This window comes from Nitratireductor sp. ATLC21 (genome assembly GCF_057196525.1).
Map to the genome: position 1 here is coordinate 19,249 of NZ_JBXUOU010000003.1, position 24,576 is coordinate 43,824.

A 24,576-nucleotide genomic window follows, 5' to 3' on the forward strand; every position below is an offset into this window, starting at 1 on the left:
CGTCAAAACGCAGCCAGCCCCACGCCCGATACCGCACAAAGCGCCACCACCACCCATGGTGGCGCCTTCCATATGCTGAGCAGAATGAAGCCGACCGCCGCCACGGCAAAGTCAGCCGGCGCAAGAATGGCGGTCGTCCAAAGCGGATCATAAAGGGCCGCCCCCAGAATGCCGACCACGGCGGCATTTGTGCCCATCATAGCAGCCCGGGCGGCATCGAATTGCCGAAACCGGTCCCAGAAGGGCGCGACGCCCAGGAGCAGAAGAAACCCCGGCAGGAACACGGCGATCAGCGCAATGGCAGCGCCGGCAAGCCCATTCGGCGCAGGCCCCAGAACCGCACCCAGATAGGCCGCGAATGTGAAAAGCGGGCCGGGCACGGCCTGTGCCGCGCCATAGCCTGCCAGAAACGCGTCGCGCGTCACCCAGCCGGGCTCGACCACCCCCGCCTCAAGGAGCGGCAGCACAACATGCCCGCCACCAAACACCAGCGCGCCGGCACGGTAGAACGTGTCGAACACGGAAAGCCCCTGCGCCATGGGCGCGACAAGCGGCAGGCCGAGGAGCAGAATTGCAAAGAGGATCAGGCAGGTAATACCGGCGCGTTTCGACAGGCCGAACGCGACAACTGCCCCATCGCCGCCTGCCTTTCCGCGACAGAGCAACCAGCCAAGCAGCGCACCGATCGCGATGGCACCGATCTGCGCAAACGCGCTTGCTGAGACCGTAACGAGCACAAGCGCGGCAAGGGCAATGCCGGCGCGCTCGCGATCCGGGCATAGCGAGCGGGCCATGCCCCAGACCGCCTGCGCCACCACCGCTACGGCCACGATCTTCAGCCCATGCAGCAACCCCTGACCGAGCGGATTGTCGAGTGCGGAAGCAAACAACGCAAAAGCGAAGAGCAGAAACGCGGATGGCAGTGTAAACGCCGTCCATGCCGCCGCCGCACCCAGCGGCCCCGCGCGCATATAGCCCAGCGCGAAACCCACCTGACTGCTTGCCGGACCCGGCAAAAACTGGCAGAGCGCCACGAGGTCGGCATAGGCCTTTTCATCGAGCCATCTGCGCCGCAGGACGAGGGCGTCGCGAAAATAACCAAGATGCGCGATCGGGCCACCGAAGGAGGTCAGGCCCAGACTAAGAAATGCGCCGAAGACCTCCGCGGGTGTCCCCGACCTCTTTTCATCTTGCGTTCCGCTCCCCGTCATTGCCCGCCTCACCCCGAAACCGATTCGTGTCGAATAAATGCGACACATGTCACGCACAAGACAACCATGCTGGCCGCCACACGGATGGACAAGACGCCATGGCTGGGTTAGCCAGATGGCAGACACCGTCTCAGGAGGAACGTGCCATGGCCATGGTCATCGAAGGTGAGGAACGCATCGAAGCGCCGGTGGAAACGGTCTGGCAGGCGCTGAACGATCCCGAGGTCCTGAAGGACTGCATTCCCGGTTGTCAGGAGCTGAACAAGACGTCCGACACCGAGTTCGAGGCTGTCGTTACCTTGAAGATCGGCCCCATCAAGGCGAAGTTCAACGGTGCGGTGGAGCTTACCAATCTCAATCCGCCGCACTCCTACACGATCACTGGCGAAGGCAAGGGCGGCGTGGCCGGCTTTGCCAAGGGCGGGGCAGATGTTTCGTTAAAGGAAGACGGTCCCGATGCCACGATCTTGAGCTATAGCGCCAAGGCAGATGTCGGCGGCAAGATGGCCCAACTGGGCAGCCGCCTCATCCAGTCCACGTCGAAGAAGCTGGCTGGCCAGTTCTTCTCCGATTTCAACGCCCGCGTGACCGGCGGCGATGCCGAGGAAGCCGCAGCCTCCTGACCTACCCCTTGAAGACGGGCTTACGCTTTTCGAGAAATGCCGAGACCCCCTCGCGGTAATCGTCCGAGCGGCCGGCCTCGCGCTGCAACTCGCGTTCCAGTTCAAGCTGCGCATCGAGCGAGCTTCCAGGTGCGGCGTGGATCGCCTTCTTGATCAAGCCATAGGCGTGGGTCGGGCCACCGGCAAGCTTCTCCACCAGCGCCTCCGCCTCGCTCATCAGGGCGTCGTCCTCGACCGCACGCCAGATCAGTCCCCAGTTTGCAGCATCCTCCGCCGAGAGCGGCTCGCCCGTCAGCGCAAGGGCCTTGGCGCGCGGCTCTCCCAGAATGCGCGTCAGAAACCAGGTGCCCCCCGAATCGGGCACCAGCGCGATCTTCGCAAAGGCCTGAATGAATTTTGCGGATTTGGCGGCCAAGACGATGTCACAGGCCAGGGCAATGTTGGCGCCAGCGCCGGCAGCCACGCCATTCACCGCGCAGACAATAGGCTTGTTCATGCCGCGAAGCTTGCGCACCAGCGGATTATAGAAGTTTTCGATTGTATAGCCGAGGTCAGGTTTTTCCTCGAGCTTCGCCGGGTCGCGATCCCCCAGGTCCTGCCCGGCGCAGAAGCCTCGCCCCGCACCGGTCAGAAGCACGGCGCGGCATGTTTCGTCTGCAGAACAGGCTTCCAGTGCTTCGCGCAATGCCGTGTGCTGCTCTTCGTTGAAGGAGTTCAACTTTTCCGGCCGATTGAGCGTGATGCGGTGCCATCCATCGTGGCGTTCGTGAAGCACGGTCTGCGAGGTCGCGGCGCTCATGGAAATCCCCTTTGATTGAATGCAGCGCTTTTTACACGCGCCGCACCATCAATCAATTGCCGCAACCATTTTATTCGAAAACGATGGCCGGCGCCTCGTCCGCCGCGTTCTGCATTGCAGCTTCCAGATGGGTCCGCACCTTTTCAGCAATCTTCCTGTAAACCTTGGCCTGTACTCCGTCCGGGTTGGACGCAACGACCGGGGTCCCGGCATCCGAGGTCTCGCGAACATCCATGGTCAACGGCACCTCGCCAAGGAAGGGCACACCCAGCCGCTCCGCCTCCGCCTTCGCGCCACCATGGCCGAAAATGTCATAGCGCCTGCCCGTGTCGGGGGCCACGAAATAGCTCATGTTCTCGACAATGCCGAGCAGTGGCACATCCACCCGCTTGAACATGTTGAGCCCCTTGCGTGCGTCGATCAAGGCCAGATCCTGCGGTGTGGAAACGATCACCGCACCGGCCAGCGGCACCTGCTGCGCCATGGTGAGCTGCGCGTCTCCCGTGCCGGGTGGCATGTCGACCACGAGCACGTCGAGTTCGCCCCAGGCAACATCCCGCAGCATCTGGCGAAGGGCCGAGACGACCATCGGCCCGCGCCAGATCATCGGCGTCTCTTCCTCCACGAGGAAACCCATGGACATGACCTTCACGCCGAACGCCTCCATTGGCTTCAGCGTTTTGCCATCGGCGGTTTCCGGCTTGCCCTTCAACCCCAGAAGGCGCGGCATGGAAGGTCCGTAAATGTCCGCGTCGAGAATGCCGACCTTCAGCCCCAGCGCCTTCAGTCCCAGAGCCAGATTGACCGCCGTTGTCGACTTGCCGACGCCACCCTTGCCGCTCGCCACAGCTATGATCGCCTTGATTCCCGGCACATCCTGCTTGGCCGGTTGCTGGCCGGCCTGTGCGGCAGGTCCGCCCGGCGCGGGGCGTTGAGATGTCGGGCGTGGCGGAGCAGGATTCGGGCGCGGCGGCGGTGTCGCGCCCATGCCGCCGCCGGCCTTTTCAGCCGTCAGTGCGACCATCGCGCCCTTGACGCCCGGCAGCGATTTCACCGCGTTCTCCGCCGCCTGGCGCAGCGGCTCCAGTTCCTGCGCGCGTTTTGCCGGAACCGTGATCGAGAAGAACACCTTATCGTCCGCGATAAAGATCTCGGAAACCAGCCCCCGCGAAACAATATCGCCTTCCAGGTCCGGGCCCTTCACGGACCTTAAGCGGTCGATGACGGTCTGTCTGTCGAGAGTCATGTGCACGTGCCTTTTGCGTTTTCTCTCAGATAATGCAGATGGGGGCGCGGGCCAAGAGAGGCAAATTGGCCAACCCTCATTCTCGGTCTTGCACGTTGCCGGTAGCGCATCAGCGATGTAGCGTCACGCCATGATCGACAAGCTGGAATTTTTCATCGCGCTCGCCAGGGAGCAGCATTTCGGGCGGGCCGCCGCCGAGCTCGGCATCACGCAGCCCACCCTGTCTGCCGCCATCAAGCAGCTTGAGGACCAGCTTGGTGTCATGCTGGTCCAGCGCGGATCACGCTTTCAGGGGCTGACGCCGGAAGGCCAGCGCGTGCTGGAATGGGCGCGGCGCATCGTTGGCGACACACGCACCATGCGTGCCGAGATGAAGGCCGCGCGGCGCGGTCTTGCCGGCCATGTGCGCATCGCTGCCATTCCCACGGCGCTTGCCATGCTGCCCGAGCTCACCACGCCCTTTCGTGAAAAACACCCGGATGTCACCTTCTCCATCATCTCACGCACCTCGCTGGAAGTACTCTCGCTTCTGGAGAATTTCGAGATCGATATCGGCATCACCTATCTCGACAATGAGCCGCTCGGTCACGTGGCCTCCGTGCCACTTTATTCCGAGCGCTATCAGCTCATCACCGCCGCCACAAACCGTCTCGCAGACCGCGATACGGTGACATGGAAGGAGGTGGCCGAACTGCCGCTCTGCCTTCTCACGCCCGACATGCAGAACCGGCGCATCATCAACAAGCATCTGGAAGAGGTGGGCGCGACAGCGCACCCCACGCTCGAATCCAATTCGATGATCGTGCTCTTCTCCCATATCCGCACCGGCAAATGGGCCTCCATCATGCCGCTTAATCTGGCCGAGGTCCTTGGCTTTGCCGAGCCGATCCGCGCCATCCCCATCGTCGAGCCGGATGCCAGCCATCTCGTCGGGCTGGTGGCGGTCAAGCGCGAGCCACACACCCCGCTTGTCTCCGCATTGCTATACGAAGCAAGGCAGCTCGCCGAACGCTACGATCTGCAACGATAGATTTTTTCTATCGTATGACGAATATGCTATATTGATCCTTCGTGGAGGATTTGTTCCCCTTCAGAACGAGCATCGTTAGGGAGGGCGCTGCGAGATGCAGCAAGCACGTACCGAAATTGCGTCCGCCGTCGAGCCGATCATCGATCGGTGGAAAGACGAAGAGGGCCCGTTGTTACCCATTCTCAATGGGATTCAGCGGGAACTCGGTCATGTGCCGCGCGAGAGTCTCCCCATTATCGCCGAAGCGCTCAATCTTTCACGGGCCGAAGTCTATGGCGTTGTCTCGTTCTATCACGACTACCGCGAAAAGCCGGCTGGCCGTCATGTGCTGAAGCTTTGCCGGGCCGAAGCCTGCCAGTCCATGGGCGGCGATGCGATTGCCGAAAAGCTGCAGAATCTGCTCGGCATCAAGTTTCATGAAACCTCTGCCGATGGCGCGGTGACGCTGGAGCCGGTCTATTGCCTTGGCCTTTGCGCCTGCGCCCCATCCGCCATGCTGGATGGCGAGGTGATTGGCCGCATCGATGATGCGCGGGCCGAGGAGATCGCTGCGGAGGTGCGGGCATGAGCGTGAAGATCTACATTCCGCGCGATGCCGGTGCGCTGGCGCTGGGCGCCGAAAAGGTCGCCGCGGCCGCGCGTGAGGAAATCGAGAAACGCGGTCTGGACGCGAAGATCGTCCGCAATGGCTCGCGCGGCATGTTCTGGCTTGAGCCAATGGTCGAAGTGGAAACCGCCGAGGGCCGCGTGGCCTATGGTCCGGTGAAGCCCGGCGATGTCGCAGGCCTGTTCGACGCCGGCCTGATCGAAGGCGGCGCGCATGACCTCTCCCTCGGCAAGCCCGAGGAAATCCCCTTCCTTGCAAAGCAGACGCGTCTGACCTTCGCCCGCTGCGGCATCATCGATCCCGTCTCGCTTGAGGACTATGAGGCGCATGGCGGCCTGCGTGGCCTGCGCAACGCGCTGGCAAAAACGCCGCTCGGCATCGTCGAGGAAATCACCGAATCCGGCCTGCGTGGCCGTGGCGGCGCGGGCTTCCCTACCGGCATCAAGTGGAAGACGGTGCACGACACCGAGGCAACGCAGAAATACATCGTCTGCAACGCCGACGAAGGCGATTCGGGCACCTTCTCCGACCGCATGATCATGGAGGGCGATCCCTTTGTTCTGATCGAGGGCATGGTGATTGCCGGCATCACCGTGGGCGCGACCAAAGGCTATGTCTATCTGCGTTCGGAATATCCCAATGTTCACCGCATCCTGAACGAGGCGATCAACGCCGCACGCGCCGCCGGCATACTCGGCAAAAGCGTGCTGGGCTCGGAACACGCTTTCGACATGGAAGTGCGCGTGGGTGCGGGAGCCTATGTCTGCGGTGAGGAAACGGCGCTGCTCGACAGTCTGGAAGGCAAGCGCGGCCAGGTGCGCGCCAAGCCGCCGCTGCCGGCGCATGAGGGCCTGTTCGGCAAGCCCACCGTCATCAACAATGTGATCTCGCTCGCCTCCGTGCCAATCATTCTCGACAGGGGCGGAGCCTATTACCGTGATTTCGGCATGGGCCGTTCGCACGGCACGATTCCGATCCAGATCACCGGCAATGTGAAGCATGGCGGGCTGTTCGAGACTGCCTTCGGCGTTACCCTTGGCGAGCTGGTGGACGATATCGGCGGCGGCACCGCCACGGGTCGCCCCGTGCGCGCCGTGCAGGTGGGTGGTCCGCTCGGCGCTTACTGGCCGCGCGACCTGTTCGACACGCCCTTCGACTACGAGGCGTTCGCCGCCAAGGATGGTCTCATTGGTCATGCCGGCATTGTGGTCTTCGACGACACGGTTGATCTCTTGAAGCAGGCACGCTTCGCCATGGAGTTCTGCGCCGTGGAAAGCTGCGGCAAGTGCACACCCTGCCGCATCGGCTCGACGCGCGGCGTCGAGGTGCTCGACCGGCTGAAGCAGGGCATCGCGCCCGAAGAGCAGATCGAGACCGTGACCGATCTCTGCAACACGATGAAGTTCGGATCGCTGTGCGCGCTGGGCGGCTTCACGCCCTACCCTGTCATGAGCGCGCTGACCCATTTCCCGGAAGATTTCCGCCCCGCGCCCGTGCGCGAAGCGGCGGAGTAGGAGAACACCATGTGTGGAACCGACAAGCGTTTCGTAGAAGAAATCGACTACGGCACCCCCGCTGTCCGCTCTGACAAGACGGTAACACTGACCATCGACGGCCAGTCAGTCACCGTGCCGGAAGGCACCTCGATCATGCGCGCCGCGCGCGAAGCCGGCATCGCGGTGCCGAAGCTCTGCGCCAACGACATGGTGAAAAGCTTCGGCTCCTGCCGCCTCTGCCTTGTCGAGATCGAGGGCAAGGGAGGCACGCCCGCCTCCTGCACCACACCGGCCATGGACGGCATTTCCGTCAACACCCAGACCGACCGCCTCAACACCATCCGCCGCGGCGTGATGGAACTCTACATGTCCGACCATCCGGAAGACTGCGCGGCCTGCGCCATGGGCGATTGCGATATGGCCAACATGGCCGAGACCGTGGGCCTGAAGCAGAATCGCTATGGCGATGACGGCGCAAACCATCTTGCGCCCTCGCCCATTGGCGAGCACGGGGTGAACTTCAAGGAACTGGACGTTTCAAACCCCTATTTCGCTTACGATCCGGCGAAGTGCATCGTCTGCTCGTTGTGCGTTCGCGCCTGTGAAGAACAGCAGGGTACCTTCGCCCTGACGGTGGAAGGCCGTGGCTTTGAAAGCCGCATCACCGCCGGCATGGACGAGCCCTTCCTGCAGTCGGAATGCGTGTCCTGTGGCGCCTGCGTGCAGGCCTGTCCCACCGGCGCGCTTCAGGAAAAGTCCATCATCGAGATGGGCATGCCCGATCATTCCGCCGTCACCACCTGCGCCTATTGCGGCGTCGGCTGTTCATTCAAGGCCGAGATGAAGGGCGAGGAAGTCGTCCGCATGGTGCCCTACAAGGATGGCAAGGCCAATCGCGGCCATTCCTGCGTGAAGGGCCGCTTCGCCTATGGCTACGCCACCCACAAGGACCGCATCCTCAACCCGATGATCCGCGAGAAGATCACCGACCCGTGGCGCGAAGTGTCCTGGGAAGAGGTCTACGCCCATATCGGCAGCGAGATCGGCCGCATCCAGCAGAAATATGGTCGGGGCTCGGTCGGCGGCATCACCTCGTCGCGCTGCACCAATGAAGAGACCTATCTCGTCCAGAAACTGGTGCGACAGGCGTTTGGCAACAACAATGTCGACACCTGCGCCCGCGTCTGCCACTCGCCCACCGGTTACGGCCTGAAGACGACATTCGGCACCTCCGCCGGAACGCAGGATTTCGATTCGGTCGAACATTCCGACGTGGTTCTCGTCATCGGGGCGAACCCGACAGACGGCCACCCCGTCTTCGGCTCCCGTCTTAAAAAACGCCTGCGCGAAGGCGCAAAGCTGATCGTCATCGATCCGCGCCGCATCGACCTTGTCCGTACGCCCCATGTGGAGGCGAGCTATCACCTGCCCTTGAAGCCCGGCACCAATGTCGCCGTGCTGACCGCCCTTGCCCATGTGATCGTTTCCGAAGGCCTGTTCGATGAGACCTTCATCCGCGAGCGCTGCGACTGGGACGAGTTCCAGGACTGGGCGAGTTTCGTGCTCCAGCCGGAAAACAGCCCCGAGGCCATCGAGAAAATGTCCGGCGTTTCCGCCGATCTGATCCGGGGTGCTGCACGCCTTTATGCAACGGGCGGTAACGGCGCGATCTATTACGGACTCGGCGTCACCGAGCACAGCCAGGGCTCCACCACCGTTATGGCCATCGCCAATCTTGCCATGGCAACCGGCAATATCGGCCGGCCAGGCGTGGGCGTGAACCCGCTGCGCGGCCAGAACAATGTGCAGGGCTCCTGCGACATGGGCTCCTTCCCGCACGAGATGCCGGGCTACCGCCACATCTCCGACGATGCGACCCGTGCGATCTATGAGAGCCTGTGGGGCGTGAAGCTCGACAATGAGCCGGGCCTGCGCATTCCCAACATGCTCGACGCCGCCGTCGATGGCTCCTTCAAGGCGCTTTACGTGCAGGGCGAGGACATTCTCCAGTCCGATCCCAACACGCATCATGTGGCCGCCGGTCTGGAAGCGATGGAATGCGTCATCGTTCACGATCTCTTCCTGAACGAGACCGCCAACTACGCCCATGTGTTCCTGCCGGGTTCGACCTTCCTTGAGAAGGACGGCACCTTCACCAATGCCGAGCGCCGCATCAACCGCGTCCGCAAGGTGATGGAGCCCAAGAACGGCTATGCCGACTGGGAGGTCACGCAGGACATGGCCCGTGCGCTGGGTCAGGACTGGAACTACACGCATCCTTCCGAGATCATGGCCGAGATCGCGGCCACCACGCCAAGCTTCGCCGGCGTGACCTATGAGCTTCTGGAAAAGGAAGGCTCGGTGCAATGGCCGTGCAACGAGAAGGCCCCCACCGGCACACCCGTCATGCATATGGACGGCTTTGTGCGCGGCAAGGGCAAGTTCGTGCGCACCGCCTATGTCGCCACCGACGAGAAAGCCGGCCCGCGTTTCCCGCTGCTGCTCACCACCGGGCGCATCCTCTCGCAATACAATGTCGGTGCACAGACGCGCCGCACGGAGAATGTCGTCTGGCACGACGAGGATCTGCTTGAGATCCATCCCTTCGACGCCGAGACACGCGGCATCCGCGAGGGTGACTGGGTGAAACTCAAGAGCCGCTCCGGCGAGACCAGCCTGCGCGCCACCATCACCGAGCGCGTTGCGCCGGGTGTCGTCTACACCACCTTCCACCACCCGGCCACGCAGGCCAATGTGGTGACGACCGAATATTCCGACTGGGCCACCAACTGCCCCGAATACAAGGTCACGGCGGTGCAGGTTTCGCCCTCCAACGGCCCCACCGAGTGGCAGGAAGACTACGAAGAGCACGCCCGCCAAAGCCGCCGCATTGTGCATGTGGAGGCGGCGGAGTAGTGTGATGTTTGCTGGCGGTGCCCTGATCTCCAACCCGTCATCCCGGAAAGCCGCAGGTTTATCCGGGACCCATTGCAAGAGAATGGCGAGCAAAGCCCGGTTCTCACCCGGGCATTCACCCTACTGCCTTTTGCGGACACCGGCCGCGCTTCTCAATGGGTCCCGGCTCTCGCTTTGCTTGGCCGGGATGACGACGGTGTAGAGCGATGACCCAACCTCCCGCCACAGCCCGCGTTTCAAGAACGGCCCGCCGCACCGGCGGGACGAAGGTCACCCCGCGCACCGTGCCCGAGGAAACGCCCGTCGCGCTTTCCTATGGCGGCACCACCCATGCGGTGATGATGGCAACGCCAGCCGATCTGGAAGATTTCGCTCTCGGCTTCAGTGTCACCGAGGGCATTGTTTCCAGTGCCGGGGAGATCGAAACGATCACCGTTCAGGAACTCGGCCCCGGTATCGACCTGCAGATACGCCTGCGCGATGCGGCCAACACGCGCTTCGAGGCGCGGCGCAGGCGGCTTGCCGGTCCAGTCGGTTGCGGGCTTTGCGGCATCGAGAGCATTGAGGAAGCGATGCGCTCCGTGCCGGAAACAGCGTCGGAGCTGCGTTTTACGGCTGCCGAGATTACCGGTGCTGTCGGCGAGCTTTATGAATTTCAGGAACTCCACAAGGCCACTGGCGCCGTCCATGCAGCCGGTTTCTACATACCCGGCAAGGGCGTTGTTGCCGCACGTGAGGATGTGGGCCGGCACAATGCGCTCGACAAGCTGGCAGGCGCTCTCGTCAAGGCCGGTATCGAACGCGACACAGGCGCGGTGATCGTTACCTCGCGCGTCTCAGTCGAGATGGTGCAGAAAACTGCCGCCATCGGCGCACCGCTCATTGCTGCCGTTTCAGCGCCCACAGCCCTTGCCATCCGCACGGCGGAAACCGCAGGCATGACCCTCGTCGCCCTCGTGCGCGGTGAGGAGTTCGACATTTTCACCCATCCCGAACGCGTGACCATTGGAGCGGCCAGACATGTCGCATGAGGAAAAGTTCAAATCCGGCGATGAGCATCTCGTCTACATGGCCAACCAGATCGCGACGTTCTTTACCTCGCAACCGGAAACCGAGCGTGTGGCAGGCGTCGCCGATCACATCAACAAGTTCTGGGAGCCGCGCATGCGCGGGCGTCTTTTCGAAATCATCGAGATGGGCGGCGATGGGCTTTCCCCGCTCGTTCTGGAAGCATCGCAAGCGATCAATCGGCCCAAGGCCGCCTGATGTCAGCCGGCCGGCTGGTTCTCTACCGCCCAATGCAACGGGAACATGGGATCAAACACGGTGATCGTACCGTCTGAGCTGTAGACGGATTTGGGGAACTCCACCGGCTCATCACGGCGCACCAGTGTGATCGTGTCTTCATTGGCAGGCAGACCGTAATAGGCAGGGCCGTTGAGGGAGGCAAAGGCCTCCAGTCTGTCCAGCGCGCCCTCTTCCTCGAACACATGCGCCAGGCAGGACATGGTGTTGATGGACGTAAAAATGCCGGCACAACCGCAGGCCGATTCCTTGGCCGGATCAAGATGCGGCGCCGAATCGGTGCCGAGGAAAAAGCGGCTGTCGCCCGATGTCGCCGCCTTGCGCAGCGCCAGCCTGTGCTCCTCGCGCTTGGCGACGGGCAGGCAGTAGTAGTGCGGGCGAATGCCGCCAGCCAGAATGGCGTTGCGGTTGATGATCAGATGATGCGTGGTGAGTGACGCAGCGAGGTTCTTCTTCGCGCTTTGAACATAGTCGACCCCGTTTTTCGTGGTCACATGCTCCATGATCACCTTGAGCTCAGGCAGACGCTCACGCAGCGGATTGAGAACCCGCTCGATGAAGACGGCCTCGCGGTCAAAAATGTCGATGGAGGCGTCCGTCACCTCGCCATGCACGCACAGCGGCAGGCCAATCTCGGCCATGCGCTCCAGCACCGGCTGCACCTTCATGAGATCGCGCACGCCGCTCTGGGAATTGGTGGTCGCACCTGCCGGATAAAGCTTTACCGCGGTGATATGCCCGTCGCGGTGGCCGGCGGCGACGTCATCCGCATCCGTCTGCTCGGTCAGGTAAAGCGTCATCAGCGGCGCGAAGTCATGTCCTTCGGGCTTTGCCGCCATGATGCGGTCTCGGTAGGCCAGCGCGTCCTTCACCGTCACCACCGGCGGCACCAGATTGGGCATGATGATCGCGCGGGCGAAATCGGCGGAAGAATGCGGCAGAACCGCCTCCAGAACCGCGCCATCGCGCAGATGCAGATGCCAGTCGTCGGGGCGGCGGATGGTCAGGGTTTTCACGGAACGTCTACTCCGGAGAGGGAAAATCGGTGCGCACGGTCTGCGCTTCCCTTTCCTTCGCCCATGCCGCCTTGGATTTCAAGGGTGTGCTAAAAGAGACGGGCACCGGGCCGCGCCGGGGAGGAGGCCGGCGCGGCGCTGCCTCACGCCACCTGATAATCAGGCGCGGAGCGCAGATAGCGCGCATAGGCATCGGCATCCGGAGGCGAGAGATTTTCCGCCAGCGGGTTGCGGCGTTTCACCCGCGCGCCCATGTCGTCGATCAACTCGTCGAAATGCTTGAAGTGATAGGGCGCCACGCACAGGCCGCCATAGATCTTCGCGGCCGGTCGCTCGTTGCGTCGCCAGTGGAGCATCATGTCCATGTTGGCGCGCATTTCGTCCGGGGTCGGTTGTTTCGCCAGTCTTCCATCCGCATAGCGCACCAGCCATTCGGCGGCGAGGTCGGCACACAACACGGTGCAGAACGACGAGTTGAAACCGACAAAGCCGAGATCGGGAATGTCCGGATTGGCAATCAGGCGATAGAGTCGGTACTGCCCGTCCGGCTCCACCAGCTTTTCGCGGTATTCCGCCGGCAGGTAGGGAACACCGAGTTTCCAGCCAACGGCCAGGATCGCCATGTCGGATTTGATGACTTCACCACCAGTCAGCCTTATCGCGCCGGGCTCATAGCTCGCAAAGGTACCCTGCACGGCCTTGATGCGCCCGTCTGCCACCATCTCGAAAAAGCCCGGCGTGGCGATGGGGACCGAGCAGTTCACGCCGCCTTCGATGGGATCTTTCGGCTTCAGCCCGGTCTTGTTGAGCTTGAGCTGCACGGTCAGAAGCGCTTCCAGCGCGCGCCAGTGGGCCCAGATGAAGGGGCGGGCAACGACATGGTTGAAGCGGGCGAAGCCACTCCGGCTCCAGCCTGGAAACATCTTCTCCTGCGCGCGGATATAGAGGATGCGCTTGAAGTTGATCAGCCCGCCGACAAAGTAGGGAATGCGCCAGACCGATTCCAAATAGACGATGGTGACGGAGCGAGCACCCGATTTCACCGCGCTCACGGCAATGTCGGTCGCCGATTTCGAGAAACCGAGAACCGTGACGTCCCTGCCCTTCACCATGGCCGGATCGGTGTATTCGGAAGAGTGGATTAGCGTGCCGCCTTCTGCCTCGAACTCTTCCTGACCCGGATGGGTGAGAATGTTCTTCTCACTGAACTGGCCGGTGCAGACAGCGACAAAATCGAAGGTTTCGCTGGCTTTCTCGCCATTCGCCGTTTCGAGATCGAGCTCCCAGCCGGGTTTGCCATCGTCGCGCCGACGCATGGCAGAAACGGAGGTGTTGAAGCGGATCAGAGGGCGCAGACCGTGGTCGTCTGCATAGTCCGACAGGTAGGAAAAAACCTGCGGGCCCTTCGGCCATTCGGGAAAATCCTTCGGCATCGCCTTGTCGGTGTACCGATAGAGATCCTTTGGGCTCTGCGTCTGGACATCCGGATAGGAGCGTGAGGGCTCCCAGACGCCGCCCAGTTCGTGGCTGCGTTCAAGAACGGTCACCCGGTGCCCGCGCTTCTTGAAGGAGCGGGCGGCGGCAAGACCGCTGACGCCGGCGCCGATCACGCAGACATGCTTTCGTTTTGTCATGACGTTGTTCCTCCCGTCCGGCAAATTCTGGACGCGCGCCTCCCCGCGCCGCGTGTCGCCACGTCGCCAAAGGTCCCTTGCCGGCCTTGATTGTTATCGGGTTCGGCCGGCTCCCTTCAGGACCCGGCCAAAGCGCCTGGCGCTAGTCGTTTGCTTCCGGTGGCAGGAAATCCACTTCGTGAAGGGCCGAGACCTTCACCACCTCTTCCGGGTCGGTCATGTTGTGCAGCGTCTCGAACAGCGCTTCGAGCTTGCGCGCCGGCGAAACCCAGAAGAGCGCGCGGGCCGGCTTGTCGGACTTGTTGAAATAGCCATGCGGAACGCCGCGCGGCATGCGTACCAGATCGCCCGCCTTCGCCTTCATCCACTTGCCGTCGAGCTTCAGATCCAGCTCGCCTTCCTGCACCAGAATGAACTCTTCCTGCGTGGGATGAACATGAACCGGCACGAACTGGCCCGGGTCGCTGTTGGTCTCAAAGGCGAAGGTGGAATCGCATGTGGCCTTGGGAAAATAGACCTGGCCGAGAATGTTCCATTCCTTGCCGGCATAGCCCTCACCGTTTGCGGTGACGCCTTTTTCGAGTTCTTTTTCCATGAGTTTCCTCCCTTTTTCACGGAGTTTCATGGTGCCTGGAAGCGCTCCGGGAAAATATCCGGAAACTGAACCAAATATCCGAAAAGCGAAAAAAACAGACCGGTTTTGGCGAGAAACCAGGACAAATCTTGGAGAAACCAAAACAGCTGCTAAACTCGGGGAATGGTGATCGCCCGGGAGGAGTGGGGCGACCGCCCGTTGTCCAGCCACGCTCTTTTTCAAACGGACGATCTGGACTGTGCACGGGAGAAGGTTGCCCGAAAATTCTGCAACCACCGGCTGGAAGTGGTCGGTGGCGGACGGTTTCGCGCGGTGCAAAACCACCAGCCGGGCCTCCTCGTTTCCCTCAACTATATCAGTTACGGTGCCGATGTTCTGATCGACCCCGGCGCGCTCGAAACCTTCTATCTCATACAGATTCCCATTTCCGGCTGCGCGACGATCAAACACAACCGGAAGGAATTCCTGAGTGATGGCGACAGGGCGGCGCTGCTCAATGCCGACCGCGAAACCTCCATGCGCTGGTGGGCCGGGTGCGAGCAGGTTCTGGTGCAGATCCCCAAAGCCTCGTTCATGGGTTTCGCCGAGCAGCTCTGCGAGCGCCCGCTGCCGGGACCTGTGGTGTTCGATCCGGTGATCGATTTCACCCGGCCGGAACTTGCTTCATGGCGCAATCTGGTCAATGCGATGTTCCGCGCCGCCAACAAACCCGAAAAGCAGGTGCTGAACCTTTGCGCCGCGTTCCACGAGCAGCGCATTCTCGAGGCGCTTCTGAGACTCCAGCCGCACAATCTCTCCGCTTTCTTTGGCACAAGGCAGGAGGCCGCACCACGGCAGGTGAAGCGTGCCGACGCGTTCATCAGGGAGAATGCGCACCGCCCGATCACCCTGACCGACATCGCGGCGGCATCGGGTGTCGGCGCGCGGGCGCTGCAGCTTGCCTACAAGCGCACGCACGGTCTTTCACCCATGCACGCGCTGACGCTTGAGCGTCTGCGCCGCGTGCGGTTCGATCTGGAAAATGCTCAAGGCGAGATTTCGATAACGGAAACAGCGTTGCGCTGGGGGTTCAGCCATCTCGGGCGCTTTGCCGCCGACTACCGCAAGACCTTCGGTGAGCGCCCCAGCGAAACCGCCCGCAAAGCCACCTACTGATCTTCTATTTTGCCGCCGGCATCTTCAGTGCGGACACCGACGCTTCGCTGTCGTGGACATAGTCGTTCGCATCCGGCTGGCGCTGCAGGATGAGGATGAACAGGAAGTCCATCAAAGTGAGCTGCGCATCGCGCGACGTGATGGCGGAGGAGCGCACGCGTTCCTCGTCTGCGACCGTGTGCAGGCGAATGTCGGCAACGCGCATCAGCGGATTCTGCTGCAAGCCGGTGACGGAGATGACAGTCGCTCCGCGCGCCTTTGCAAGCTCGGCAATGCGCACCGTCTCGATGCTGGTGCCGGAGTAAGACAGTGCAAAAAGCACATCCTCTTCGCCCAGAGAGGAAACATTGGCCATCTGCACGTGACTGTCGCTGTCATGCAGGGCATTGCGGCCAAGCTTTTGCAGCTTGTAGGAAAAGTCGCGCGCGACCAGTGAAGACGCACCGACACCTGCGATGTGAATGCGGCGCGCGGCATCCAATGACTCAAGCGCTCGCGCTATCTCCGGCTCGTGATTGGCGGCGATGGTCTGCTGCATGGAGAGAAGTTTGCTTGAGATCAGCTTTTGCGAAATGGTGGCGTGGCTGTCGCCAATCTCGATGGTGGAGTGGATCATGCCCGGCGGCACCTGCCATTCCTGCGCCTTGGCCTTGCTGACCGCCAGCTTCAGATCCTGATAACCGGAGAAGCCGAGTTTCTGGCTGAACTTCACCACGCTCGACTGGCTGCGGCCGGTCTCTTCCGCCAAGGCCGCGGAGGAGAGCCTGAGCACGCGGTCGGGATTGTCGACGATGAACTGGCCGATCTGCCGGTCGGCCGGAGCCATGGTCTCAAGCTGCGCGTCGATGATCTTCAGGACAGACATGGCTTCCTTTCGGGGAACGGGATAGCGAAACTAAATGAGTTTCGCCGCCAGGGGAATCCCGCAGGAATTAAAGGCTGGAATAATATATTCCCAAGAGGGCTTGATCAAAGGAATTCACCAATAGAGACTGCGCTCCGACAATCGGTGTTTCCGGAACCACCATCATGGACAGACTGAGAATAACAGGGGGCCAGCCGCTTCAGGGCGCCGTCACCATTGCCGGGGCAAAGAATGCTGCGCTGCCGCAGATTGCCGCCGCGCTTTTGAGCCCGCATCCGCTTGAACTGTCGAACCTGCCACTGGTCTCCGATGTGGAGAACATGCTCCAGGTCGCCGAGCTTTACGGGGCGTCGGTGACGCGCAACGCCCACACGGCGGTGATCGACGCCAGCGCGATGGTTTCATGCGAAGTCTCCTATGAAACGGTGCGGCGGATGCGGGCCACGGTCCTGTTTCTCGGGCCATTGCTTGCGCGGTTTGGCGAGGCGCGGGTTTCGCTGCCGGGTGGCTGCGCCATCGGGGCACGGCCGGTAGACATGCACCTGAAAGCGCTCGAAATGCTGGGCGCGGACATCGGCATTGAAGGCGGGCTGATCGTCGCCCGCGCAACCGATGTGCTCAAAGGTACACGGGTGATCCTGAGTTCGCCTTCGGTGGGCGCGACGGAGACGGCCATGATGGCGGCCACTACCGCACGCGGCGAGACCGAAATCCTGAATGCCGCGCGCGAACCCGAAGTGGCGGACCTCGCCGCCTGTCTCAACGCCATGGGCGCGAAGATCGAGGGAGCTGGAACGCATCGCATCATCATCGAGGGCGGCACCGACTGGAAGGCTGCTGCGCATCACGTCATCCCCGACCGCATCGAGGCAGGCACCTATGCGGTGGCTGCGGCCATCACCGGTGGCGCGCTGGAACTGGTGAATGCGCGGATGGAAAACCTCGCCGCCGTGATCCAGGCGCTGGAGGTGATGGGCGTGAATGTGTGGCCGAGCGACCGGGGCCTGGTGGTTTCGAGAAGCGGCACCCTGCGCACGACCGACCTCACCACAGAACCCTATCCGGGCTTTCCGACAGACCTTCAGGCGCAGTTCATGGCGCTCGCCTGCTGCGCCGACGGAACATCGCTCATCCGCGAGACGATTTTCGAGAACCGGTTCATGCATGTGCCGGAACTGGCGCGACTCGGCGCCGACATCACCCTACAGGGCACGACTGCCGTGGTCCGGGGTGGTAAGCCGCTCAAAGGGGCGCAGGTGATGGCAACCGATCTGCGCGCCTCGGTCTGCCTTGTGCTTGCAGCGCTTGCCGCGAAAGGCGAAACCATTATCAACCGCGTCTACCACATCGACCGCGGTTATGAGCAGCTCGACCGAAAACTGGCGCAATGCGGCGCGGCAATCGAACGGTTGCAGAAATGAGCGACGGGGAGAGCCATTTTTATCTCGGCGTCGATGGTGGTGGCACGGGCTGCCGGGCCCGCATCGAGGATGCAGCAGGTGCCGTGCTCGGTCAGGGCCTTTCCGGCCCGGCCACCACGAGGCTCGGCGTTGAGGCCGCATGGGGGTCGGTCCGGCGCGCAGTGGACGCTGCAATCGAGGAAGCGGGCTTTGGCGAGGCAGAGATCGCCCGCATTCATGCCGGGATCGGCCTTGCCGGCATGCGCCGCAAGGGTGCCGTCGAGGCGTTTCAGGCGCTATCGCACCCCTTCGCCAGCATCGTCTTTGCCAGCGACAGCGACACGGCGTGTCTCGGCGCGCATTCGGGTCTCGATGGCGCTATCGCCATTGCCGGAACAGGTTCGGTGGGGCTTGGCATCGTGGATGGAAAGCATCTGCGCATTGGCGGCTACGGTTTTCCGATTTCCGATGAGGGAAGCGGCGCGGATATCGGCCTCAATGCCGTGCGTGCCGCACTGCAGGGCCATGACGGACGCATTCCGCAAAGCGCGCTTCTGACCGAAGTCATGCGCCGCTTCGACGATGACCCGGCAGAGGTGGTGGCCTGGATGGACCGGGCAAGTGCCACGGACTATGCCACCTTCGCGCCCATGGTGCTGCGCCACGCCGACCAGGGCGACGCCGCCGCGCGGCGCATCGTGCAGGACGCGGCTGCGCAGATCGACATGCTGGTGCGCACGCTTTTCGACCAGAACGCGCCGCGCGTGACACTGCTTGGCGGACTTTCAGGCCCTCTGGAGCCCTGGCTCTCGCCCGATGTGCGCCGGCGCCTGAAGCCCGCCGACGGCGATGCGGTGGACGGCGCAATCATCCTTGCGCGCCGGGCGGCGGAGGGGCGGGTGGGGCTTTAAATGAACGGGACAACCGCGTTGCATCAACGCTGTGCGTGGTTCGCCCTTCGACAAGCTCAGGAAGCTCACCATGAGGAATGGAATGGCTGGCACGGCGGGGTGTGTAATCTAATCCCTCCTTCATGGTGAGCTTGTCGAACCACGCACAGCGCCAGAGGCTGGAAAACAATGGCCCGCGCAACCTTAAGGGTCAATTCAAACCGGGCGCGGGCCTTTCCGTTTCAGCGTAGTTCCTTGCGCAGGATCTTGCCGACATTGGATTTCGGCAGTTCGTCGCGGAACTCGACATATTTCGGGCGCTTGTAGCCGGTGAGGTTCTCCTTGCAGAACTTCTTGAGGTCCTCTTCCGTCAGGTTCGCGTCCTTGCGGACCACAAAGAGCTTCGGCACCTCGCCGGAATGCTCGTCCTCGACGCCGACAATCGCTGCTTCCAGAACACCCGGGTGATTGGCGATCACGTCTTCCACCTCGTTGGGGAAGACCTTGAAGCCCGACACAACGATCATGTCCTTCTTGCGGTCGACGATCGTGACCTGGCCGGTCTCATCCATCGTGCCCATGTCGCCGGAGCGGAAAAAGCCGTCCTCTGTCATGACCTTGGCGGTTTCGTCCGGCCGGTTCCAGTAGCCCGCCATCACCTGCGGGCCACGAATGCAGATCTCGCCGACCTTGCCAAAGGGCAGGTTCTTGCCCTTGTCGTCACGGATGACGACGTCGGTGGACGAAATCGGATAGCCGATCGTGCCGGTGAACTCCTTCGCCGCAAAGCTGTTCACCGTGGCCACGGGTGAGGTTTCCGAGAGACCATAGCCCTGCGAGATCACGCAGCCAGTGAGCTTTTGCCAGCGCTCGGCGACCGCACGCTGCACCGCCATGCCGCCGCCGAAGGTGACAAGCAGGCTTTTGAAGGGAAGCTTGCAGAAATCCTCATTGTTCAGGAGCGCGTTGAACAGCGTGTTGAGCCCCGGGAAAATGTGGAAGTCGTATTTCTGCAGCTCCTTCACGAAGGCAGGAATGTCGCGCGGATTGGGGATCAGCACATTGTTGCCACCGAGCTTCATGCCCATCAGCGCGTTCACCGTGAGCGCGTAGATATGATAGAGCGGCAGGGCGCAGATCAACACCGGCGCTTCCGGCTTCGGCTTTCCGATATAGGCGCTGCGGAACCAGAGTTCGTTCTGGATTACATTGGCCAGAACATTGCTGTGCGTGAGCGTCGCTCCCTTGGAGACACCTGTCGTGCCGCCCGTATATTGCAGAAAGGCATTGTCGGATAGCGCGATCTCAACCGGCCTGTAGCCCGTGGAAGCGCCTTTCTTGACCGCCTCCCTGAAGGACACATGCCCCGGCAAAGACCAGGCTGGCACCATTTTCTTCACGCGCCGTACGACGAAATTGACGATGTGGCCCTTGAGCCCCAGAAGTTCACCCATCGAGGCAACGACCACGTGTTTGACCGAGGTCTTCGAAATGATGGCTTCCAGTGTGTGGGCGAAATTTTCCAGTATGACGATGGCTTCCGCGCCCGCATCATTGAGCTGGTGTTCCAGCTCGCGCGGCGTGTAGAGCGGATTGACATTGACCACCACATAGCCGGCCCGCAAAACCGCCATCATGGCGACGGGATACTGCAGGACATTGGGCATCATCAGTGCGACACGTGCGCCGCGTTCAAGCCCGAGCGACTGCAGATAGCCTGCGAAGTGCCGCGACATCTCCTCAAGGTCGCTGTAGCTCAGTGACTTGCCCATGCATGTGAAGGCAGGGCGATCACCGAAGCTCTTGCAAGCATCCACCAGCAATTCGCCAAGCGAATTGTTGGGAAAATCCCCCATCTCGGCGGGAATGCCCTTGGGGTAATGCTCCACCCAGGGCCGGGCGATCTCGGATTTGCGGGATCCCGACGCCTTTTTCGGCGCAGTCTTGCGGGGGGACGCCGCCGGCTTCGCCGCTGCTTTGGGTGCTGATTTCTTTGATGAACCGGCTGCCGATTTCGGGGCCGTTTTTTTTGCCGTAGATGCCGCCTTCTTGGCTGACGTCTTGCTGCCCGATCCGCCCTTCACGGTGCGCGCCGCTTTCTCTTCACCCTTGGCGGGCGTCTTTGCGCTTTTTGCCAACTGCTCCTCCCAGAAAGAAAAACCAGTTATAACGTTTACGTTCACGTAATACCAGACGCAACACAAACCGTCATTCGACGTTTGAGCAGGCGCACGGCATCATGACAATCTCCCCCTTCAAAAGGTGAGTGTAGGGCTTGATCCCCAACCTTCACAAGTGTGTTTACGCACCGGGACCGTATCATTTCAGGCAGGCAGCGTTGCAGGATCTACTGGCCGTAGCCTTCGTGTTCTTCCAGAAAGGCACGTTCCTCCGGCCCGCTCTCCCGGCCAAGCACACGGTTGCGATGCGGAAAACGGCCAAAGCGGGCAATGATATCCCGGTGTTCGATCGCGTATTTCAGAGATTCTTCCTGCCCCAGCGATTTGAACAGCATGACAGCACGTTCCTGGTCGGCAAGCACTTCCGAGTGCATATAGGGCATATAAAGGAACTGCCGTTCGGGAACGCTCATCCCTTCATCCAGCCCCTTCTCAATCGCCTGGCCTGCCACACTCAGCGCAAGCTCATCAGAAGCGAACGCGCCTGGCTGCCGACGATAGATGTTGCGCGGAAACTGATCGAGCACGATGACCGCGGCTAGAGCCGCTTTCGGCTCACTAAACACTTCCGGCGGGAGCTCACGCACCAAACGCTCGTGCAACGCCCCGAAACGGTCGCGGATCAGCGTGTCCGTTTTCTCGCTCACGGTGAACCAGTCCTTCGGGGTCAGGGTTTCAAACCAGAACTCCAGAACCTCGCTATGCCATGTGCCGCTCATACGCTTTTCTCCTCGAAACTATGACCTTTGATGCTGATATGGTTCCCCTATCAATGACAGTACAAGAGCGCGCGTGGTGCTTTATTGCATTAATCGGATCAAATTCGACAAATAATTGCATTTGCGGCGGCAAAGTGATCGAGGGTGTTCCCTCTCAATTCGATCTTTGCTTATATGCCAGCTTCCAGGGCTTCGGGAGTAAGCCCATGCGAGAATCAGGGAGACCTCAATGAAAAGCAAATTGACCTTTGCGGCTGCTCTGCTGGCCGCTACGGTGCTGAGCGGCGCGGCGGGCGCGAAGACGCTTGTCTACTGCTCGGAAGGAAGCCCAGAAGGCTTTGACCCGGCGCTCTACACCGCTGGCACCACGTTCGACGCATCGTCGAAACCGGTCTACAACCGCCTCGTCCAGTTCGAGCCGGGCACCACCAAGACCGTGCCGGGCCTGGCGGAGAGCTGGGAGATTTCCGACGACGGTCTCGAGGTCACCTTCAAGCTGCGTCAGGGTGTCAAGTTCCACACGACCGACTTCTTCACGCCGAGCCGCGACTTCAACGCTGATGACGTGCTGTTCTCCTTCAACCGTCAGCTTCAGGAAGACCATCCCTACCACGCCTATGTGGAAGGCGCTTCGTGGGAGTATTTCAACGGCATGTCCATGCCGGACCTCGTGAAGTCCATCGAGAAGGTTGATGATTACACTGTGAAGTTCGTGCTGAACCGTCCGGAAGCGCCGTTCATCGCCAACCTGGCCATGGATTTTGCCTCCATCTTCTCGAAGGAATATGCCGACAAGCTCGCTGAATCCGGCAATCTTTCGGACCTCAACCAGAAGCCGGTCGGCACCGGCCCCTTCCAGTTCGTGGCCTACCAGCCTGACGCCGTGATCCGCTACAAGGCGCATCCCGACTACTGGAACGGCAAACAGCCGATCGACGATCTGGTGTTCGCCATCACCACCGAGGCATCCGTGCGCCAGCAGAAGCTGATCGCCGGCGAGTGCCACATCACGCCTTACCCGAACCCCGCCGACATCGAGAGCCTGAAGGCGAACGATGCGCTGAAGGTTGACGAGCAGGAAGGCCTGAATGTCGGTTATCTCGCTTACAACACCAAGGTTGCGCCCTTCGACAATGCGAAGGTCCGCAAGGCGCTGAACATGGCGATCAACAAGGAAGCCATTCTCGACGCCGTGTTCCAGGGTGCCGGTCAGGCCGCCAAGAACCCGATCCCGCCGACAATGTGGTCGTATAACGACGCGGTGGAAGACGATGCCTACGATCCGGAAGCAGCCAAGAAGATGCTCGAGGAAGAGGGCGTTTCGGACCTTTCCATGAAGGTCTGGGCGATGCCCGTGCAGCGTCCCTACAACCCGAATGCGCGCCGCATGGCCGAGCTGATCCAGGAGGATTTCTCCAAGGTCGGCGTCAATGTCGAGATCGTCTCCTATGAATGGGGTGAGTATCTCGAGCGCTCCAAGGCGGAAGACCGCGATGGCGCGGTGCTGCTCGGCTGGACAGGCGACAATGGCGATCCGGACAACTTCCTCGCCGTTCTGCTCGGCTGCGACGGTGTCGGCGGCTCCAACCGCGCCCAGTGGTGCAACGAAGAGTTCGACGGCCTGATCCAGAAGGCCAAGACGCTTTCCTCGCAGGAAGAGCGCGCCAAGCTCTATGAAGAGGCTCAGGTCGTCTTCAAGCGTGAAGCCCCTTGGGCAACCATCGCTCACTCGGTCGTCCACATGCCGATGCGCAAGGAAGTGACCGGCTACAAGATGGACCCGCTCGGCGGCCACGCCTTTGAAGGCGTCGACATCGCCGAATAGGCCCCTTCACCAGAAACAGGAACCGGCGGCAGCGCGAGCTGTCGCCGGTCGTGTATTAGATGCTCCGTTTCTTTCTCTCCAGGCTGGCGCTGCTGATCCCCACCTTCATCGGGGTGTCCATCGTCGCCTTTTCCTTCATTCGCCTCCTGCCCGGCGATCCGATCATGCTTCTGGCCGGCGAGCGCGGCATGACCGAGGAGCGCTACCAGCAGCTCCAGGCGCTCTATGGCTTCGACCAGCCGCTGTTCGTCCAGTATTTCAACTACATGACGGATCTGCTGCAGGGTGATTTCGGCACATCCATCGTCACCAAACGGCCGGTGCTTCAGGAATTCCTGACGCTGTTCCCGGCAACGATCGAGCTCTCGCTCTGCGCGATCATCGTGGCGGTTGCCATTGGTGTTCCGCTTGGCGTCATCGCCGCTGTCCGGCGCGGTTCGTGGCTTGATCAGACGGTGATGGGTGCTGCCCTTGTAGGCTATTCCATGCCGATTTTCTGGTGGGGCCTGCTTCTGATCATCTTCTTCTCCGGCATTCTGGGCTGGACACCGGTTTCAGGCCGCATTTCGCTGCTTTATTTCTTCCCGCCCGTCACCGGTTTCATGCTGATTGACAGCCTTCTGTCGGGACAGGCGGGCGCGTTCAAATCGGCGCTGTCGCATCTCATCCTGCCGACCATCGTGCTGGCTACAATCCCGCTTGCGGTGATCGCCCGCCAGACGCGCTCGGCCATGCTTGAGGTGCTGGGCGAGGATTATGTGCGCACGGCGCGCTCCAAGGGCCTGCCGCCGCGCCGGGTGATCGGCCTCCATGCGCTGCGCAACGCGCTGATCCCCGTGGTGACCACGATCGGTCTCCAGGTGGGCGTGCTGCTTGCCGGTGCGATCCTCACCGAGACGATCTTCTCGTGGCCGGGCATCGGCAAGTGGATGGTCGATAGCGTTTTCAAGCGCGATTATGCCGTGGTGCAGGGTGGGCTTCTGCTCATTGCCGCCATCATCATGATCGTGAACCTGATCGTGGACGTTCTCTACGGTCTGATCAATCCGAGAATCAGGCACTGA

General features: G+C 61.7%; 21 protein-coding genes. 12 read left to right on the top strand and 9 right to left on the bottom strand.

Going from position 1 to position 24,576, the window contains the following annotated elements; genetic code table 11:
* Positions 1-2: 2 nt before the first annotated feature.
* A complete protein-coding gene (chrA, locus tag AC2CHD_RS14470; RefSeq protein ID WP_484554270.1) occupies positions 3-1,211 on the bottom strand; it encodes a chromate efflux transporter in 1,209 nt (402 codons plus the stop codon).
* 146 nt (positions 1,212-1,357) lie between these two features.
* On the opposite strand from chrA, the gene AC2CHD_RS14475 reads away from it, so the two are divergent.
* On the top strand, positions 1,358-1,834 hold the full coding sequence (locus AC2CHD_RS14475; RefSeq protein ID WP_229449279.1) for an SRPBCC family protein: 477 nt from the start codon (positions 1,358-1,360) through the stop codon (positions 1,832-1,834).
* 1 nt (position 1,835) lies between these two features.
* Here the strand turns inward: AC2CHD_RS14475 and paaG are convergent, their stop codons facing one another.
* Together paaG and AC2CHD_RS14485 are read right to left on the bottom strand one after the other, a co-directional pair.
* Positions 1,836-2,633, bottom strand: a complete 798-nt coding sequence (paaG, locus tag AC2CHD_RS14480; RefSeq protein ID WP_229449280.1) for a 2-(1,2-epoxy-1,2-dihydrophenyl)acetyl-CoA isomerase PaaG — start codon at positions 2,631-2,633, stop codon at positions 1,836-1,838.
* A gap of 70 nt (positions 2,634-2,703) precedes the next feature.
* Positions 2,704-3,879 (bottom strand): Mrp/NBP35 family ATP-binding protein, encoded by a 1,176-nt coding sequence (locus AC2CHD_RS14485; RefSeq protein ID WP_484554271.1) that lies wholly within the window; start codon positions 3,877-3,879, stop codon positions 2,704-2,706.
* A 130-nt stretch (positions 3,880-4,009) separates the two neighbouring features.
* Here AC2CHD_RS14485 and AC2CHD_RS14490 point away from each other — a divergent pair, with 130 nt between their 5' ends.
* From AC2CHD_RS14490 to AC2CHD_RS14515, 6 genes are all read left to right on the top strand, one after another.
* The gene (locus tag AC2CHD_RS14490; RefSeq protein ID WP_229449282.1) at positions 4,010-4,909 is read left to right on the top strand and encodes a LysR family transcriptional regulator; all 900 of its coding nucleotides are present in this window, start codon (positions 4,010-4,012) and stop codon (positions 4,907-4,909) included.
* Between the two features lie 94 nt (positions 4,910-5,003).
* Positions 5,004-5,477 (top strand): formate dehydrogenase subunit gamma, encoded by a 474-nt coding sequence (locus tag AC2CHD_RS14495; protein ID WP_484554272.1) that lies wholly within the window; start codon positions 5,004-5,006, stop codon positions 5,475-5,477.
* Positions 5,474-7,030: a formate dehydrogenase beta subunit gene (locus tag AC2CHD_RS14500; RefSeq protein WP_484554273.1), complete on the top strand. Its 1,557-nt coding sequence runs from the start codon at positions 5,474-5,476 to the stop codon at positions 7,028-7,030. Before AC2CHD_RS14495 ends, AC2CHD_RS14500 begins: the two co-directional genes overlap by 4 nt.
* Positions 7,031-7,039: 9 nt before the next feature.
* Positions 7,040-9,928 (top strand): formate dehydrogenase subunit alpha, encoded by a 2,889-nt coding sequence (gene fdhF, locus AC2CHD_RS14505; RefSeq protein WP_484554274.1) that lies wholly within the window; start codon positions 7,040-7,042, stop codon positions 9,926-9,928.
* A 206-nt stretch (positions 9,929-10,134) separates the two neighbouring features.
* Entirely contained in the window at positions 10,135-10,959 is an 825-nt protein-coding gene (fdhD, locus tag AC2CHD_RS14510; protein WP_484554275.1) for a formate dehydrogenase accessory sulfurtransferase FdhD, read from the top strand.
* On the top strand, positions 10,949-11,194 hold the full coding sequence (locus AC2CHD_RS14515) for a formate dehydrogenase subunit delta (protein WP_484554276.1): 246 nt from the start codon (positions 10,949-10,951) through the stop codon (positions 11,192-11,194). The genes fdhD and AC2CHD_RS14515 overlap by 11 nt, the downstream gene beginning before the upstream one ends.
* A gap of 2 nt (positions 11,195-11,196) precedes the next feature.
* Here the strand turns inward: AC2CHD_RS14515 and pyrC are convergent, their stop codons facing one another.
* From pyrC to AC2CHD_RS14530, 3 genes are all read right to left on the bottom strand, one after another.
* A complete protein-coding gene (gene pyrC, locus AC2CHD_RS14520; protein ID WP_484554277.1) occupies positions 11,197-12,249 on the bottom strand; it encodes a dihydroorotase in 1,053 nt (350 codons plus the stop codon).
* Positions 12,250-12,392: 143 nt separating this feature from the next.
* Complete coding sequence (locus AC2CHD_RS14525; RefSeq protein ID WP_484554278.1) at positions 12,393-13,883, bottom strand: flavin-containing monooxygenase; 1,491 nt, start codon at positions 13,881-13,883, stop codon at positions 12,393-12,395.
* Between the two features lie 142 nt (positions 13,884-14,025).
* A complete protein-coding gene (locus tag AC2CHD_RS14530) occupies positions 14,026-14,478 on the bottom strand; it encodes a cupin domain-containing protein (protein WP_007008783.1) in 453 nt (150 codons plus the stop codon).
* Between the two features lie 162 nt (positions 14,479-14,640).
* Between AC2CHD_RS14530 and AC2CHD_RS14535 the strand changes: the two genes are divergently transcribed.
* Positions 14,641-15,633: an AraC family transcriptional regulator gene (locus AC2CHD_RS14535; protein ID WP_484554279.1), complete on the top strand. Its 993-nt coding sequence runs from the start codon at positions 14,641-14,643 to the stop codon at positions 15,631-15,633.
* Positions 15,634-15,637: 4 nt separating this feature from the next.
* Here AC2CHD_RS14535 and AC2CHD_RS14540 read toward each other — a convergent pair whose 3' ends face one another.
* On the bottom strand, positions 15,638-16,498 hold the full coding sequence (locus AC2CHD_RS14540; protein WP_223019181.1) for a MurR/RpiR family transcriptional regulator: 861 nt from the start codon (positions 16,496-16,498) through the stop codon (positions 15,638-15,640).
* 164 nt (positions 16,499-16,662) lie between these two features.
* Between AC2CHD_RS14540 and murA the strand changes: the two genes are divergently transcribed.
* Both murA and AC2CHD_RS14550 read left to right on the top strand, forming a co-directional pair.
* Complete coding sequence (gene murA, locus AC2CHD_RS14545; RefSeq protein ID WP_484554280.1) at positions 16,663-17,919, top strand: UDP-N-acetylglucosamine 1-carboxyvinyltransferase; 1,257 nt, start codon at positions 16,663-16,665, stop codon at positions 17,917-17,919.
* Positions 17,916-18,809: a glucosamine kinase nucleotide-binding domain-containing protein gene (locus tag AC2CHD_RS14550; RefSeq protein WP_484554281.1), complete on the top strand. Its 894-nt coding sequence runs from the start codon at positions 17,916-17,918 to the stop codon at positions 18,807-18,809. Before murA ends, AC2CHD_RS14550 begins: the two co-directional genes overlap by 4 nt.
* A gap of 221 nt (positions 18,810-19,030) precedes the next feature.
* On the opposite strand, the gene AC2CHD_RS14555 is transcribed toward AC2CHD_RS14550, so the two are convergent.
* Positions 19,031-20,926, bottom strand: a complete 1,896-nt coding sequence (locus AC2CHD_RS14555; protein WP_484554282.1) for a long-chain-fatty-acid--CoA ligase — start codon at positions 20,924-20,926, stop codon at positions 19,031-19,033.
* A gap of 209 nt (positions 20,927-21,135) precedes the next feature.
* On the bottom strand, positions 21,136-21,687 hold the full coding sequence (locus tag AC2CHD_RS14560; protein ID WP_229449295.1) for a DUF924 family protein: 552 nt from the start codon (positions 21,685-21,687) through the stop codon (positions 21,136-21,138).
* Positions 21,688-21,916: 229 nt separating this feature from the next.
* Between AC2CHD_RS14560 and AC2CHD_RS14565 the strand changes: the two genes are divergently transcribed.
* Entirely contained in the window at positions 21,917-23,512 is a 1,596-nt protein-coding gene (locus AC2CHD_RS14565; RefSeq protein ID WP_229449296.1) for an ABC transporter substrate-binding protein, read from the top strand.
* A 59-nt stretch (positions 23,513-23,571) separates the two neighbouring features.
* Positions 23,572-24,576, top strand: a complete 1,005-nt coding sequence (locus tag AC2CHD_RS14570; RefSeq protein WP_484554283.1) for an ABC transporter permease subunit — start codon at positions 23,572-23,574, stop codon at positions 24,574-24,576.